This window comes from Geodermatophilus sp. SYSU D00663, from assembly GCF_054050655.1.
Genome location: NZ_JBJGZT010000028.1, coordinates 59,364 through 72,812 on the forward strand (window position 1 = coordinate 59,364; position 13,449 = coordinate 72,812).

Genomic DNA, 13,449 nt, shown 5'->3' on the forward strand with positions numbered 1-13,449 from the left:
TGGGCAGGGCATGAGTGAGGGCAGCACCGCGGTGACCGCGGGCTCCGGCAAGGACGCCGGCCGCAACCGGTCGGGAGGCGGGTTCATGAGCGGGCCGGTCGGCCGCAACCTGGGCCTGGTCGTCGCGCTGGTGGTCCTGTGCGTCGTCGGCGTCATCACGGCGGGGGACCGCTTCGCCGACGTCGACAACATCCTGACCATCCTGCGGCTGGCCTCGGTCATCGGCGTGGTGAGCGTCGGCATGACGTTCGTGATCATCGGTGGCGGCATCGACCTGTCGGTCGGCGCGCTGGTGGCGCTGGCGTCGGTGTGGGCCACCACGCTGGCCACCCAGCAGATGGCCGAGGACTTCCACTGGATCGTCATGGTCTTCACCGCGCTGGTCGTCGGCGCGGTGGCCGGGCTGATCAACGGCGTGGTCATCGCCTACGGCAGGCTCGCGGCCTTCATCGCCACCCTCGCCATGCTCGCCGCCGCGCGCGGCCTGGCCGAGATCATCGCCAACCGGCGCACCCAGATCGTGCAGGACAGCGACTTCCTGTCCTTCTTCTCCGGTGACGTGCTCGGCGTCCCGACGCTGGTCATCATCTTCGCGCTGGTCGCGATCGCCGGGTGGGTGCTGCTCAACCGGACCACGTTCGGCCGGCGCACCTTCGCCGTCGGCGGCAACGCCGAGGCCGCCCGCCTCGCCGGCATCCGGGTGCAGCGGCACACCGTCAAGCTCTACGTGCTCTCCGGCATCACCTGCGGCATCGCCGCGGTGATGATCATGGCGCGGACGACGACGGGCAGCTCGACCCACGGCACGCTCTACGAGCTCGACGCCATCGCCGCGGTCGTCATCGGCGGCACGCTGCTCATCGGCGGGCGCGGGACGATCGTCGGCACCGTCCTCGGCGTCCTCATCTTCACGACGCTCGGCAACGTCTTCACGCTCAACAACCTGTCGAGCTCGGCCCAGGCCGTGGCCCGCGGCGTGATCATCGTCCTCGCCGTCCTGCTGCAGCAGCGGCTGGCCACCGGCGGGTTCAGCTTCCGCCGGCCCACCGCGGGACCGCCGTCCGGCGGCCTGCCCCCCGCGGGCGGCCCGGCCGGGGCGGTCTCCGGCGGCTCGACCGTCGAGGGCGGACCGGGCGGCACGCGCCCGGCCGCGAGCGGCAAGACCCTCTGACTCCCGGCGCGCGACCCGCGCGCCGGACCGCACCACCCACCGGACCCCCGTCCGGTGGCAGCTCACCGCCTCCGGAGAGGGGGCGACACCCGAGGAGAGAGCATGTCCGCAACGAGGCAGCGTCCGTTCCGCCGCCTGCCGTACGCCACGGTCGCCCTGCTCAGCGCGGGCGTGCTCGTGGCCGGCTGCACGAGCAACACCCCGGAGGAGTCGGGCGGCGGCGGGGGCAACCAGGCCGCCAGCGACAACGACGAGGCCGGCGACACCGTCACCATCGGCTTCTCGGCGCCGGCCGCCGACCACGGCTGGATGGCCGGCATCACCGAGGCCGCCCGCGCCGAGGCCGAGAACTACGAGGACGTCGAGCTGGTGGTCGCGGAGGGCACCAACGACGTCAGCACCCAGATCAGCCAGGTGGAGACGTTCATCAACGACGGCGTCGACGCCATCGTGCTGCTGCCCTTCGACGGCGCCGCGCTGACCCCGGTCGCGCTGCAGGCGATGGAGGCCGGCATCCCGGTCATCAACGTCGACCGCGAGTTCGACAGCCCGTTCGCCGCCCGGGCCACGATCCTGGGTGACAACTACGGCATGGGCGTCTCGGCCGGCACGTACATCTGCGAGCAGCTGGGCGACAACCCCGACGCCGTCGTCGCGGAGATCGCCGGCATCGACTCGCTGCCGCTGACCCAGGACCGCAGCCAGGGCTTCGCCGACGCGCTGGCCGACTGTGGCCTCAACGTCGACAACCGCGTGGCCGCGGACTTCACCGTCGAGGGCGGCGAGGAGGCGGCGGCGAACCTGCTGCAGGCGGCGCCGCAGATCGACGCGATCTGGAACCACGACGACGACCAGGGCGTCGGTGTCCTGGCCGCGATCCAGAACGCCGGCCGCGACGAGTTCTTCATGGTCGGCGGCGCCGGCTCGGCCAACGCCATGCGGGCGATCCAGGAGGGCAACTCGGTCCTCCAGGCGACGGTCATCTACCCGCACACGCAGGCCGCCGACGGCATCAAGCTGGCCCGGCTCGTGGCGCAGGACAAGGCGCTGTCGGACCTGACCGAGGTGGAGGTCCCGCGGCAGATCGTGCTGAACGCGCCGGTCGTCACCGCGGACAACGTCGACCAGTACATCGACAACGCCTTCGAGTCCTGATCCACCCGGGCGGGGCCGCCGGTGCACGCCGGCGGCTCCGCCCCGTTCCGGGAGCCCTCATGACCTCACCTGACCGGCCGACCCTCGGGGTGGGCCTCATCGGACACTCCTTCATGGGCGCGGCGCACTCGCAGGCCTGGCGCACCGCCCCCCACTTCTTCGACCTCCCGCTGCGCCCCGAGCTCACCGTCCTCGCCGGCCGGGACCGGGAGCGGGCCACCGACGCCGCCGCCCGCCTGGGCTGGGCCTCGGTGGAGACCGACTGGCGGCGGGTCCTCGAGCGCGACGACGTCGGCCTGGTCGACGTCTGCACCCCCGGCGACACCCACGCCGAGATCGCCATCGCGGCGCTGGAGGCCGGCAAGCACGTCCTGTGCGAGAAGCCGCTGGCCAACTCCGTCGCCGAGGCCGAGGCCATGACCGAGGCCGCCGAGCGGGCCGCCGCGCGCGGCGTCCGCTCGATGGTCGGCTTCACCTACCGCCGGGTGCCGGCGATCGGGCTGGCCCGGCAGCTGGTCGCCGAGGGCCGGATCGGCCAGGTGCGCCACGTGCGCGCCCAGTACCTGCAGGACTGGATCGCCGACCCGTCGGCGCCGATGTCGTGGCGGCTGGAGAAGGACAAGGCCGGCTCGGGGGCGCTCGGCGACATCGGCGCGCACATCGTCGACCTCACGCAGTACATCACCGGCGAGACGGTCACCGGCGTCAGCGCCCTGCTCGAGACGTTCGTCAAGGAGCGCCCGCTGCCCGCCGCGGCCGGGTCGCTGTCCGGCGTCGCGGGCGAGGGCACCGGCCAGGTCACCGTCGACGACACCGCGGTGTTCCTCGGCCGGTTCTCCGGCGGCGCGGTGGCCACCTTCGAGGCCACCCGGTTCGCCCTGGGCCGCAAGAACGCCATCCGCATCGAGGTCAACGGCTCCGCCGGCAGCCTGGCCTTCGACTTCGAGGACATGAACGTCCTGGAGTTCTTCGACGGCGGCGAGCCCGCCGAGGTGGCCGGCTTCCGCCGCATCCTCGTGACCGAGCCCGGGCACCCCTACGTGTCGGCCTGGTGGCCGGCCGGGCACGGGCTGGGCTACGAGCACGGCTTCACCCACCAGGTCGTCGACCTGCTCACCGCCATCGCCAAGCAGGAGGACCCCACGCCGTCCTTCGCCGACGGCCTGCAGGTGCAGCGGGTGCTCGAGGCCGTCGAGCGCAGCGCCGCGGCCGACTCCGTGTGGACCCCCGTCCCCGCCTGACCCGAGAGGACACCCCCGACATGCCCCGTCCCGTCACCCTGTTCACCGGCCAGTGGGCCGACCTGCCGTTCGAGGAGGTGGCCCGGCTCGCGTCCGAGTGGGGCTACGACGGCCTGGAGATCGCCTGCTGGGGCGACCACCTCGACGTCGAGCGCGCCGCGAACGACGACTCCTACGTGGAGGAGCGGCTCGCGCTGCTCGACAAGTACGGCCTCAAGGTCTGGGCCATCTCCAACCACCTCAACGGCCAGGCCGTCTGCGACGACCCGATCGACGAGCGCCACCGCGACATCGTCAACAAGCGGGTCTGGGGCGACGGCGACCCCGAGGGCGTGCGCCAGCGCGCCGCCGAGGAGATGAAGCTGACCGCCCGCGCGGCGGCCAAGCTCGGCGTGAAGACCGTCGTCGGGTTCACCGGGTCGAAGATCTGGAAGGCCGTGGCGATGTTCCCGCCGGCCCCGGCCTCGATGATCGAGGACGGCTACGCCGACTTCGCCGCCCGCTGGAACCCGATCCTCGACGTCTTCGACGAGGTCGGCGTCCGGTTCGCCCACGAGGTGCACCCGTCGGAGATCGCCTACGACTACTGGACGACGGTCCGCACCCTCGAGGCGATCGGCCACCGCGAGGCGTTCGGCCTCAACTGGGACCCCAGCCACTTCGTCTGGCAGGACCTGGACCCGGTCTCGTTCATCTGGGACTTCAAGGACCGGATCTACCACGTCGACTGCAAGGACGCGAAGCGCCAGGTGGGCAACGGCCGCAACGGCCGGATGGGCTCGCACCTGCCGTGGGCCGACCCGCGGCGCGGCTGGGACTTCGTCTCCACCGGCCACGGCGACGTCCCGTGGGAGGCCTCCTTCCGGATGCTCAACACGATCGGCTACGACGGGCCGATCTCGGTGGAGTGGGAGGACGCCGGCATGGACCGCCTGGTCGGCGCCCCCGAGGCGCTGGCGTTCGTCCGCCGGCTCGCGTTCGACCCGCCGGCCGCGGCGTTCGACGCCGCGTTCTCGTCCCAGGGCTGAGCGACCCGGCGGTGGACGGGCGGTCCCGCCCGTCCACCGCCGGCCTCAGCGGCCGGTGCGCCGGCGGGTGAGGCCGGCCAGCACGACGAGCACGACGACGGCGGCGGCCTCCACCCAGAACGACTCCCACCACAGGGTCGCCTCGGTGGTCTCGACGAAGCCGAAGAGCCCCACCGTCGTGGACACGACCAGCGCGGCCAGCGACCCGGCCGCGAACGCGGCCCCCAGCACGGCCGCCCAGGTCACCAGGCGCGCCGGCGCGGCGAGCAGGAGCAGCGCGCCGCCGAACCCGAGCACGGTCTGGACCAGGAACGCCGGGCCGATGACGTCGATGCCGCTGTAGCCCTGCTGCCACAGGTAGGCGTGGATGACGGCGATCGCCGCCAGCAGCGCGGCGCCCACGAGCCGCAGCACCCCGATCGCGACGCCGCCGCGCGAGGAGCGCGTCGCGGTGTGCCCGCTCATGCCGAGACCGTCACGTCGGTCGCCATGCCCATGGCCCGGTGGTTGCCGATCGAGCAGTAGAAGACGTACTCGCCCGCCTCGAGGGTGACCGTCAGCGTGGTCGACTCGCCCGGTCCGATGGTGTCGCTCGCGGCGACGTCCTGCCCGTCCCGCTCGACGACCAGGTCGTGGGTGGCGTTGCCCTCGTTGACCACCTCGATGGTGTACTCGCCGGGGGTGAGGGAGCTCTCCGAGAGGTCGATGTACATCTCGCCCTCGGTGGCGGTGACGGTCCGCGCCTCGGCCGGCGCGGTGGTGCTCCCGGACGCGGTGCTCCCCGGCGCGGTGCTGCTCGCGGCGGCGCTCTCCTGCGGGGCGCTCGAGGAGGGTGCGCTCTCCGTGTGCTCGGCCTCGGCGTGCTCGCTGGTCGTGGCGGCGGCGGCGGGATCACCGCCGCCGCCGTCGTCCGAGCAGGCACTGAGCAGGCCGACGCCCAGGGCGACGACCAGCGGTACGACACGTCGGGTGGGCTGGGACACACGGACCTCCTCGGAGCCGACGGTGGGCCCGCTCCGGCGACGGCCCACCGCAGGCCCGCGATACTGCAACGCTGCCCCCACTCCCCGTAACCCCTTCCCGCCTCCGCTCAGGACGGGGACGCCACGGCACCCACCCGCCGGCACCAGGCCGCCACGGTGGCCAGCACCTCGGCGTCCACGGGTCGGCGCAGCTCGCCGCGGTAGGCGCGCAGGGACGCCGGCCCCGGCTGGCGGCGCAGCGTGTGCGTGAGGTCGGGGACGAGCAGGGTCTCCACCGGGCCGGGGACCGTCGCCGCGATCGTCTCCAGGTCCGCCGGGGGCACCTGCAGGTCCTTCGCCCCGGTCACCGCGAGCACCGGCACGGTCAGCCGGGCGAGGTCGGTGCGCGGGTCGTGGTCGAGGAACTCGCGGTGCCAGCGCGCGTTGAGCCGCGCCCCGCCGATCCGGGCGACGTCGGTGGTCGTCGCCCGGAGGCGCTCGTGGTTGGCGGCCACCTTCTGCTCCAGGTCGGTGCGCAGGAGCCGGAGCAAGCCCCGGACCGGCGCGGGCAGGGTCGGCCCGATCTGCCGGGCCTGCCAGCGGAGCAGCTCGTCGCCGGGCGTCGCCGAGCCGGCGAGCAGGACCACCCCGGCCACCGGGACGCCGCGGGCGGCGACCGCCGCGGCGAGCAGCGCGCCCTCGCTGTGGCCGGCCAGCACGATCCGCCCGGGGTCCACCTCGGGCCGGGCGGCCAGGGCGTCGCGCGCCCGGGCGAGGTCGTCGGCGGCGTCGTGCAGCCCGGCCCGCCGCCAGTCGCCGGGCGTGCCACCGACGCCGCGCTTGTCGTACCGCAGGGACGCGAGACCGCCCCCGGCGAGCGCGTGCGCCAGCTCGCGGGTGACACCGAACCGGGCGCGCCGGTGGTCGGAGTCGCGGTCCAGCGGGCCGGAGCCCGGCGCGAGCAGCACGGCGGGGACGGGGCCGGGCGCGTCGGGGAGGGTGAGCGTGCCGGCCAGCGGGGGCTCGCCGGGCACGGTCACCGGCAGCTCGCGGGGACTCATCGGGGAGTGCCCGACAGCGCCGCGACGACGGCCGCGGCGTCGTCGACGGTCACCAGGACGGTGTCGAAGCGCTGACCGGTCAGCTCCAGGCGCACGGCCGCCCCGCGCCGGACGCTCACGAACGTCCTCCCGCCCCGCCGGCGCCAGGTGCCGATCTTGCGCACGCCGGGCAGGCCGAGTCCGGGAGCGCGCAGGCCGCCGGCGGCGGCCAGCCCGTCGGGGACGACCTCGGCCGAGCGCACCGCGGACAGCGGGACCTCGAGGTCGCGCAGCAGGCCGAGCACCTTCTCGGTCGGGGTGAGGGTGATCCGCAGGGTCTGGGGTGTCGTCGTCACGGTCGCCATGGGAGGATCATTCCCAACAGTGAGACCGTTGTCAATCATGAGAGAGGTCGAGCGCGTGGCGTCTGCGGACCTGCTGCTCCACCCGGTGCGCCTGCGCGTGGTGCAGGCCCTGCTGGGCGAGCGGAGCCTCACCACCGGCGAGCTGCACGCCGAGCTGCCCGACGTCCCGGTGGCCACGCTGTACCGGCACGTCGGCGTGCTCGCCGAGGCCGGCGTGCTGGAGGTCGTGGGGGAGCGCCGCGTGCGGGGCAGCACCGAGCGCACCTACCGGCTGGTGACCGCCGCGGCCTCCGTCGGGCCGGAGGAGGCGGCGGGCATGACGCCCGAGCAGCACCGCCGCGCCTTCGGCACCTTCGTCGCGGCGCTGCTCGCGGACTTCGACCGCTGGGTCGACGCCGGTGCCGCCGCCCCGGGCGGGCTCGATCCCGCCCGGGACGGCGTGGGCTACCGGATGACCGGGCTGTGGCTGGACGACGAGGAGTTCGCCGGCCTGCTCGACGACGTGCGCGGCGTGCTCCGCGCGCGCCTGGAGAACGCCCCGCGCGAGGGACGCCGTCGCCGGCTGGTCGGGACGGTGTTCCTGCCGGGGGAGTGAGGGGCTAGGCGGCCCGGGCGGCCCTCCGCTCGGCCCGGCGCTCGGCCTTCGACACCCGCGCGTTGGCCCTGGCCAGGGTCTTCGCGGCCCGCTGCACCCGGCGCGACCCGCGGTCCACCGTGCCCCGGGTGAGCAGGCCGACGCCGATGCCGAGCAGCCACACGTCCTTGGCGACGGTGAGGCCCTGCTCGGTCGGGGCCAGGCTGCCCTCCTTGCGCATGCCGGGTGTGCGCAGGTAGAGGCCGAGCAGGCCGCCGGCGAACCCGGTGAGCAGGGCGCCGGCCAGCGCCGTGGGCACGAACGGCGTCAGCAGCGCGGCGCCGACCGCGATCTCCGCCGTCGACAGCGCCTGGACGAACTGCCGCGGCTCGACGTCCTTGAGGAACGGGTACGTGCCGGAGGCGAAGCCGTGCAGGCCGGCGGCGGTCTGCTCGTCGGCGCCGCGCTTGCCCAGCCCGCTGTTGAGGATGAACGCGCCGGCCGAGATCCGCGGGCCGATCTCGGACAGGGTGATGGGCAGGGCCATCGGGCACCTCGCAGGGTCGTCGGGGACGGTCGGGACGACTCTTCCCGACCGTCCCCGACGTGACACCCCGGGGTCAGCGGCCCCCGCGCCGGGAGCGGCCGCTGAACGACGCCGCCGAGTGCGTGCCGGCGCGGGCGGCGAGCTCCGCGCGCGTGCGCGCCGGACCCTGCGGGCTGCGGGCCTGGGTGGTGCGGGCCTGGGCACGGCTCCCGGCCGCCTTCGCGGTCGTCGCGGGAGCCGCGGAGCCTCCGGCGGAGCGCCGGCGCCGGCCGCCGCCCTGGCCCTGCGGCTGAGGAGCGGGGGCGGGGGCGGGCTCGACGTGCGGCGCGGCCGGGCCGGTGAGCGCGGTGATCTGCTCCGCGCCCGGGCGCACCTGCGTCACGACCGGCGTGATGCCGGCCTGGCGGGCCAGGGTGCGCACCTCGGCGGCCTGGTCGGGCGTCGAGACCGTGACGACGGTGCCGCCGGCGCCGGCGCGCGCGGTGCGCCCGGACCGGTGCAGGTACGCCTTGTGCTCGGCCGGCGGGTCGACGTGCACGACCAGCGCGACGTCGTCGACGTGGATGCCGCGCGCGGCGATGTCGGTCGCGCACAGCACCCGGGTGCTGCCGGTGCTGAACGCCTCGAGGTTGCGCTCGCGGGCGTTCTGGCTGAGGTTGCCGTGAAGGTCGACGGCCGGGATGCCCGCGGCGGTCAGCTGCCTGGCGAGCTTCTTGGCCTGGTGCTTGGTCCGGGTGAACAGGACGCTGCGGCCCAGGCCCGAGGCGAGCTGGCGCACGACCTCGGCCTTGTCGGCGGCGCTGACCTGGAACACGTGGTGGGTCATCGCCGCGACCGGCGCGACGGCGGGGTCCACCGAGTGGGTCACCGGCTGCGAGAGGTAGCGCTTGACCAGCACGTCGACGCCGTTGTCCAGCGTGGCCGAGAACAGCATCCGCTGGCCGACCTTGGGGGTGCGGTCGAGCAGCCGCTTGACGCCGGGCAGGAAGCCGAGGTCGGCCATGTGGTCGGCCTCGTCGAGCACGGTCACCTCGACGGCGGACAGGTCGGCGTGCCCCTGCCCGATGAGGTCCTCGAGCCGGCCGGGGCAGGCGATGAGCACGTCGATGCCCGCGGCCAGCGCCTGCACCTGCGGGTTCTGGCCCACGCCGCCGAAGACGACGGTGGAGCGCAGGCCGAGGGCGGTGGCCAGCGGCTCGACCGTGGCCAGCACCTGGTTGGCGAGCTCGCGGGTCGGCACGAGCACCAGCGCGCGCGGCTTGCGGGCCTGGCGGCGGGTGGTCGAGGCGGCGAGCCGGGCGACCAGCGGGAGGGCGAAGGCGATGGTCTTGCCCGAGCCGGTCCGGCCGCGGCCGAGCACGTCGCGGCCGGCGAGCGAGTCGGGCAGCGTCGCGACCTGGATCGGGAACGGCGCGGTGATGCCGCTGGCGGTGAGCACCTCGACCAGCGGGGCGGGCACGCCGAGCTCGGCGAAGGTGGCGTCGGTGGGGAGCACGGTGGCGACGTCGCCGGCCGGGATCTCCTGCGGCTGGGGCTGCGGCTGCGTGGTCGCGGCGGGGCTGGGGGTGCTGCCGGCGCCGCGGCCGCGGCCGCCGCGACGGCGGCGGGGCCGGGACGTGCCGGCGGGCGTGGGGGCTTGCTGGGAGGTCATGGGTTCCTCGGTGGTACTCGGGTCGCCGTCCTCGACCACCGCACGCGGGCGCACGCCGGCCCCGTCTGCGGGGCGGGTCGCGCCGTGGGCGACGTCGGACAGCCGGGCGCGCCTCCGTGGCGCTGCACCAGCCCGACGTCGAGTCCTGCAGCTCCGGATGAGCGAGGGCGGCGCCGGTATGCCCCACTCAACCAGACGCGGCGGCCGATCCTGCCGTGGGCGGGGGAGTCGCGTGTCACACCGCCGTGCGGCCGGCCCCGCGGTAGGTGCGGCGGTAGGCGCCGGGCGAGACCCCGATCGCCGCGCGCAGGTGGGCGCGCAGCGACGCCGGCGTGCCGAACCCGGCGTCGGCGGCGACCCGGTCGACGGGGGCGTCGGTGGACTCCAGCAGCCGGCGGGCCAGCGCGATCCGCTGCCCGGCGAGCCACCGCTGCGGCGACACCCCGGTCTCGTCGCGGAACCGCCGGGTGAAGGTGCGCACGCTCATCCGCGCGTGGGCGGCCAGGTCCGCGAGGGTCAGCGGCTCGCCGAGGTGCTCGAGCGCCCAGGCGCGGGTGGGCGCGGTGCCGGCCTCGCCGGCCTCGGGCAGCGGCCGCTCGACGAACTGCGACTGCCCGCCCTCCCGCCACGGCGCGACGACGTTGCGCCGCGCCACCCGGTTGGCCACCTCGCTGCCGTGGTCGCGCCGCACCAGGTGCAGCAGCAGGTCGATGCCCGCGGCGACGCCGGCGGAGGTGAGCACGTCTCCGTCGTCGACGAAGAGGACGTCGGGGTCGAGCCGGACGGCGGGGAAGTTGCGGCGGAACTGCTCGACGTCGCGCCAGTGCGTGGCGGCCGGCCGGCCGTCGAGCAGGCCGGCCGCGGCGAGCACCGAGGACCCCGTGCAGATCGACACCATCCGCGCCCGTGCGGCCGCCCCGCGCAGGGCGTCGCGCAGCTCGTCGGGGATCCGGCCCTCGACGACGGCGGGGCCGCCCATGATCCCCGGGACGACGACCGTGTCCGCCTCCGCGAGGACCGACCCGTCGTGGTCGGGCAGCACGGAGAAGCCGTCGGCCGTGCGCACCGGCCGCCCGTCGAGGGTGGCCACCCGCACCCGGTAGAGGGGCCGGCCGTGCGCGTCCTCGGCCAGGCCGAGCAGGCGGTAGGGCAGCCCGAGCTCGAAGCCGACGACGCGGTCGACGGCGACGACGACCACCTCGTGGACGGCCGTGTCCCGGCTGGGTGTCATGGCCGGATCCTTGCACGTGTTGACCGTCGGGCCACTGGTCCGGGAAGCCGACCGTCGGTCATGCTCTCCGCCCGTGAGGACGACCGTGCCCCGCCGGACCGCGCGCATCCACCCCGCCTGGTGGGTGGCCGCGGTGACCTTCCTGGCGCTGGTCGGGGCCGCGGCCTTCCGCGCCGTGCCCGGGGTGCTCATCGACCCGCTGCGCGAGGAGTTCGGCTGGTCGGTGTCGACCATCTCGGCCGCCGTCGCGGTGAACATGGCGCTGTACGGGCTGACCGCGCCGTTCGCCGCCGCGCTCATGGAGCGGTTCGGCATCCGCCGCGTCGTCGTCGGCGCGCTCCTGCTCACCGCGCTCGGCAGCGGGCTGACCGTGTTCATGACGGCGAGCTGGCAGCTGGTGCTGCTGTGGGGCTTCGCGGTCGGGCTGGGCACCGGGTCGATGGCGCTCTCGCTGGTGGCCACGGTGACCGGCCGCTGGTTCGTCGCCCGGCGCGGGCTGGTCAGCGGCATCCTCACCGCCGGCGGCGCGACCGGGCAGCTGGTGTTCCTGCCGGTCGTCGCGGCGGTCGCGCAGACCAGTGGTGGCTGGCGGGCGGCGTCGCTGGGCACCACGGCCGCCGCGCTCGCCGTCGTCCCGCTGGTGGCCTGGCTGCTGCGCGACCGCCCGCGCGACGTCGGCGCGGTGCCCTACGGCGGGACCGCCGCCGACGACGCCGAGCCGGTGCGCACCGGTGCCGCGCGCACCGCCGTCCGCGGGCTGCTCGACGCCGCGCGCACCCGGCCGTTCTGGCTGCTGGCCGCGGGCTTCTTCATCTGCGGCGCCTCGACCAACGGACTGGTGCAGCCGCACTTCATCCCGGCCGCGCACGACCACGGCATGCCGGTGACGACGGCGGCGTCGCTGCTCGCCGTCGTCGGGGTCTTCGACATCGCCGGGACCGTGCTGTCCGGCTGGCTCACCGACCGCACCGACCCGCGGGTGCTGCTGCTGGCCTACTACGCGCTGCGCGGGTTCTCGCTGTTCCTGCTGCCGCCCCTGTTCGGGCCGGACCTGCACGTCAGCATGGTCGCGTTCATCGTCTTCTACGGCCTGGACTGGGTGGCCACCGTGCCGCCGACGCTGGCGCTGTGCCGCGAGCACTTCGGCCCGCGGGCGCCGGTGGTGTTCGGCTGGGTGTTCGCCTCGCACCAGGTGGGGTCGGCGGTGGCCGCGTTCGGCGGCGGCGTGGTCCGCGACGTGACCGGCTCGTACGACCTCGCCTGGTTCGGGGCCGGCGCGCTGTGCCTGGTGGCCGCGGCGCTGTCGATCTCCATCCGCCGCCGCCCGGCACCCGCCGCGCCGCCCGCCGTGCCGTCCGAACCGACCACCGCCTCGGCCGCCACCACGCACGGCTGACGGAGGCCTTGCCTTTCGCGCGCGGAAGGCGGGACCGCCCCGTAGCAGCTCTCGCCTTCCGCGGGCGGAAGGCACTGGGGACGACGGTGGGGCTGTGGATGAAGGATCGACCGGCCCGGCTCCGTGCCCACGGTGTCCGGGTGACCACCTACCGCCGCATGACTCCCGGCGTCTTCCTCGGGAGTCAGGCGATCACCGAGGGCTACCTCACCCGCAACCAGCTCCGGACGCGGAGCTACCACCGGCTCGCGCAGAACGTGTACGCGGACCCGGCGCTGCCTCTGGACCACCGACTGCGCTGTCGCGGGGTGGCGCTGCTGCTCCCGGCCGACGCGCTCGTCGGCGGCCACTCGGCGGCCGCCTGGTACGGGGCGCCGTTCGCCGGGGTCGCCGACCCGGTGACCGTCGTGTGCCCCGAGGAGACGAGATGGGCGGGCCCGAAGGGTGTACGCGTCCACCGCACCGTCCTGCGACGTCGGGACGTGACCACGAGGGACGACGTCCCGATGACGACGGCCCTACGGACCGCATGGGACGTCATGACGCTCGAGCCGTTGACGACGGCGGTAGCGGCGCTCGACGCGATGGTGGCCGCGGAGCACGTGACGGTCGCCGGACTCGTCGCCCTGGCCGAGGCCGGTGCCGGCCGGTGGGGTGTCAGCCGGGTCCGTCGGGTCGTGCCTCTGGTCGATGCGAGGGCGGAGTCCCCGCAGGAATCACGGCTGCGGGTCTGCCTGGCGCTGGTCGGCTTCGCGCCCGTGCCGCAGTTCGAGGTCCTGCACCACGGACGGTTCGTCGCCCGCGTCGACCTCGCGTTCCCCGAGGCGCGCCTGGCCATCGAATACGAGGGCGCCCACCACTTCGAGGACGACCAGATCCCGAAGGACGACGAGCGGCTGGATCGTCTCCGTGCTGCCGGCTGGCGGGTGATCCGGGTGAGTGCCGCGGACATGCGCGACCTCGATGGAGTGCTCGCCCGCATCCGCGCGGCCCTGGCTGTGCCGTGACCCGCCTTCCGGGCGCGGGCGGGGGGGAGGCCGGGGCGCCGCGTGGGGGGCGGGGGGCGGGGGGGTGGCGGGTCGGGGGGG

At 75.2% G+C, this 13,449-nt stretch carries 14 protein-coding genes; 7 read left to right on the plus strand and 7 right to left on the minus strand.

From position 1 onward, the window contains the following. Positions 1-10: 10 nt before the first annotated feature. The 4 genes from ACI79Z_RS19185 (at position 11) to ACI79Z_RS19200 (ending at position 4,595) form a co-directional block, all read left to right on the plus strand. Positions 11-1,171 carry an ABC transporter permease gene (locus ACI79Z_RS19185; protein WP_387992800.1) on the plus strand — a complete coding sequence of 387 codons (1,161 nt, stop codon included), beginning with the start codon at positions 11-13 and terminating at the stop codon, positions 1,169-1,171. Positions 1,172-1,273: 102 nt separating this feature from the next. Beyond that, complete coding sequence (locus ACI79Z_RS19190; RefSeq protein ID WP_456903512.1) at positions 1,274-2,326, plus strand: substrate-binding domain-containing protein; 1,053 nt, start codon at positions 1,274-1,276, stop codon at positions 2,324-2,326. Between the two features lie 59 nt (positions 2,327-2,385). Then, positions 2,386-3,567 (plus strand): Gfo/Idh/MocA family protein, encoded by a 1,182-nt coding sequence (locus ACI79Z_RS19195; protein ID WP_456903513.1) that lies wholly within the window; start codon positions 2,386-2,388, stop codon positions 3,565-3,567. A 20-nt stretch (positions 3,568-3,587) separates the two neighbouring features. Further along, positions 3,588-4,595, plus strand: a complete 1,008-nt coding sequence (locus tag ACI79Z_RS19200) for a sugar phosphate isomerase/epimerase family protein (protein WP_387992809.1) — start codon at positions 3,588-3,590, stop codon at positions 4,593-4,595. Between the two features lie 45 nt (positions 4,596-4,640). Here ACI79Z_RS19200 and ACI79Z_RS19205 read toward each other — a convergent pair whose 3' ends face one another. The 4 genes from ACI79Z_RS19205 to ACI79Z_RS19220 all read right to left on the minus strand — a co-directional run bounded on the left by ACI79Z_RS19205 (position 4,641) and on the right by ACI79Z_RS19220 (position 6,953). Beyond that, entirely contained in the window at positions 4,641-5,060 is a 420-nt protein-coding gene (locus ACI79Z_RS19205) for a hypothetical protein (RefSeq protein ID WP_387992812.1), read from the minus strand. Continuing rightward, positions 5,057-5,578: a cupredoxin domain-containing protein gene (locus ACI79Z_RS19210; RefSeq protein WP_387992815.1), complete on the minus strand. Its 522-nt coding sequence runs from the start codon at positions 5,576-5,578 to the stop codon at positions 5,057-5,059. The genes ACI79Z_RS19205 and ACI79Z_RS19210 overlap by 4 nt, the downstream gene beginning before the upstream one ends. Before the next feature lie 107 nt (positions 5,579-5,685). Continuing rightward, positions 5,686-6,618, minus strand: a complete 933-nt coding sequence (locus ACI79Z_RS19215) for an alpha/beta hydrolase family protein (RefSeq protein WP_456903514.1) — start codon at positions 6,616-6,618, stop codon at positions 5,686-5,688. After that, a complete protein-coding gene (locus ACI79Z_RS19220) occupies positions 6,615-6,953 on the minus strand; it encodes a hypothetical protein (RefSeq protein WP_387992821.1) in 339 nt (112 codons plus the stop codon). Before ACI79Z_RS19220 ends, ACI79Z_RS19215 begins: the two co-directional genes overlap by 4 nt. A gap of 64 nt (positions 6,954-7,017) precedes the next feature. Between ACI79Z_RS19220 and ACI79Z_RS19225 the strand changes: the two genes are divergently transcribed. After that, entirely contained in the window at positions 7,018-7,557 is a 540-nt protein-coding gene (locus ACI79Z_RS19225; protein WP_456903515.1) for a helix-turn-helix domain-containing protein, read from the plus strand. 4 nt (positions 7,558-7,561) lie between these two features. Here ACI79Z_RS19225 and ACI79Z_RS19230 read toward each other — a convergent pair whose 3' ends face one another. From ACI79Z_RS19230 to ACI79Z_RS19240, 3 genes are all read right to left on the minus strand, one after another. Continuing rightward, positions 7,562-8,083, minus strand: coding sequence for a hypothetical protein (locus ACI79Z_RS19230; RefSeq protein ID WP_387992827.1), 522 nt, complete (start codon positions 8,081-8,083; stop codon positions 7,562-7,564). Between the two features lie 73 nt (positions 8,084-8,156). After that, the gene (locus ACI79Z_RS19235) at positions 8,157-9,734 is read right to left on the minus strand and encodes a DEAD/DEAH box helicase (RefSeq protein WP_456903516.1); all 1,578 of its coding nucleotides are present in this window, start codon (positions 9,732-9,734) and stop codon (positions 8,157-8,159) included. Positions 9,735-9,969: 235 nt separating this feature from the next. Beyond that, positions 9,970-10,965, minus strand: coding sequence for a GlxA family transcriptional regulator (locus tag ACI79Z_RS19240; RefSeq protein WP_456903517.1), 996 nt, complete (start codon positions 10,963-10,965; stop codon positions 9,970-9,972). A gap of 73 nt (positions 10,966-11,038) precedes the next feature. On the opposite strand from ACI79Z_RS19240, the gene ACI79Z_RS19245 reads away from it, so the two are divergent. Beyond that, positions 11,039-12,361, plus strand: a complete 1,323-nt coding sequence (locus ACI79Z_RS19245) for an MFS transporter (protein ID WP_456903518.1) — start codon at positions 11,039-11,041, stop codon at positions 12,359-12,361. Between the two features lie 140 nt (positions 12,362-12,501). Next, entirely contained in the window at positions 12,502-13,368 is an 867-nt protein-coding gene (locus ACI79Z_RS19250; protein WP_456903519.1) for an endonuclease domain-containing protein, read from the plus strand. Positions 13,369-13,449: the final 81 nt, after the last annotated feature.

Bases quoted from the DNA above. Each gene is read 5' to 3' on its own strand.
- ACI79Z_RS19185 (WP_387992800.1), top strand. From the start codon at position 11: ATGAGTGAGGGCAGCACCGCGGTGACCGCGGGCTCCGGCAAGGACGCC.
- ACI79Z_RS19190 (WP_456903512.1), top strand. From the start codon at position 1,274: ATGTCCGCAACGAGGCAGCGTCCGTTCCGCCGCCTGCCGTACGCCACG.
- ACI79Z_RS19195 (WP_456903513.1), top strand. From the start codon at position 2,386: ATGACCTCACCTGACCGGCCGACCCTCGGGGTGGGCCTCATCGGACAC.
- ACI79Z_RS19200 (WP_387992809.1), top strand. From the start codon at position 3,588: ATGCCCCGTCCCGTCACCCTGTTCACCGGCCAGTGGGCCGACCTGCCG.
- ACI79Z_RS19205 (WP_387992812.1), bottom strand. From the start codon at position 5,060: ATGAGCGGGCACACCGCGACGCGCTCCTCGCGCGGCGGCGTCGCGATC.
- ACI79Z_RS19215 (WP_456903514.1), bottom strand. From the start codon at position 6,618: ATGAGTCCCCGCGAGCTGCCGGTGACCGTGCCCGGCGAGCCCCCGCTG.
- ACI79Z_RS19230 (WP_387992827.1), bottom strand. From the start codon at position 8,083: ATGGCCCTGCCCATCACCCTGTCCGAGATCGGCCCGCGGATCTCGGCC.
- ACI79Z_RS19235 (WP_456903516.1), bottom strand. From the start codon at position 9,734: ATGACCTCCCAGCAAGCCCCCACGCCCGCCGGCACGTCCCGGCCCCGC.
- ACI79Z_RS19240 (WP_456903517.1), bottom strand. From the start codon at position 10,965: ATGACACCCAGCCGGGACACGGCCGTCCACGAGGTGGTCGTCGTCGCC.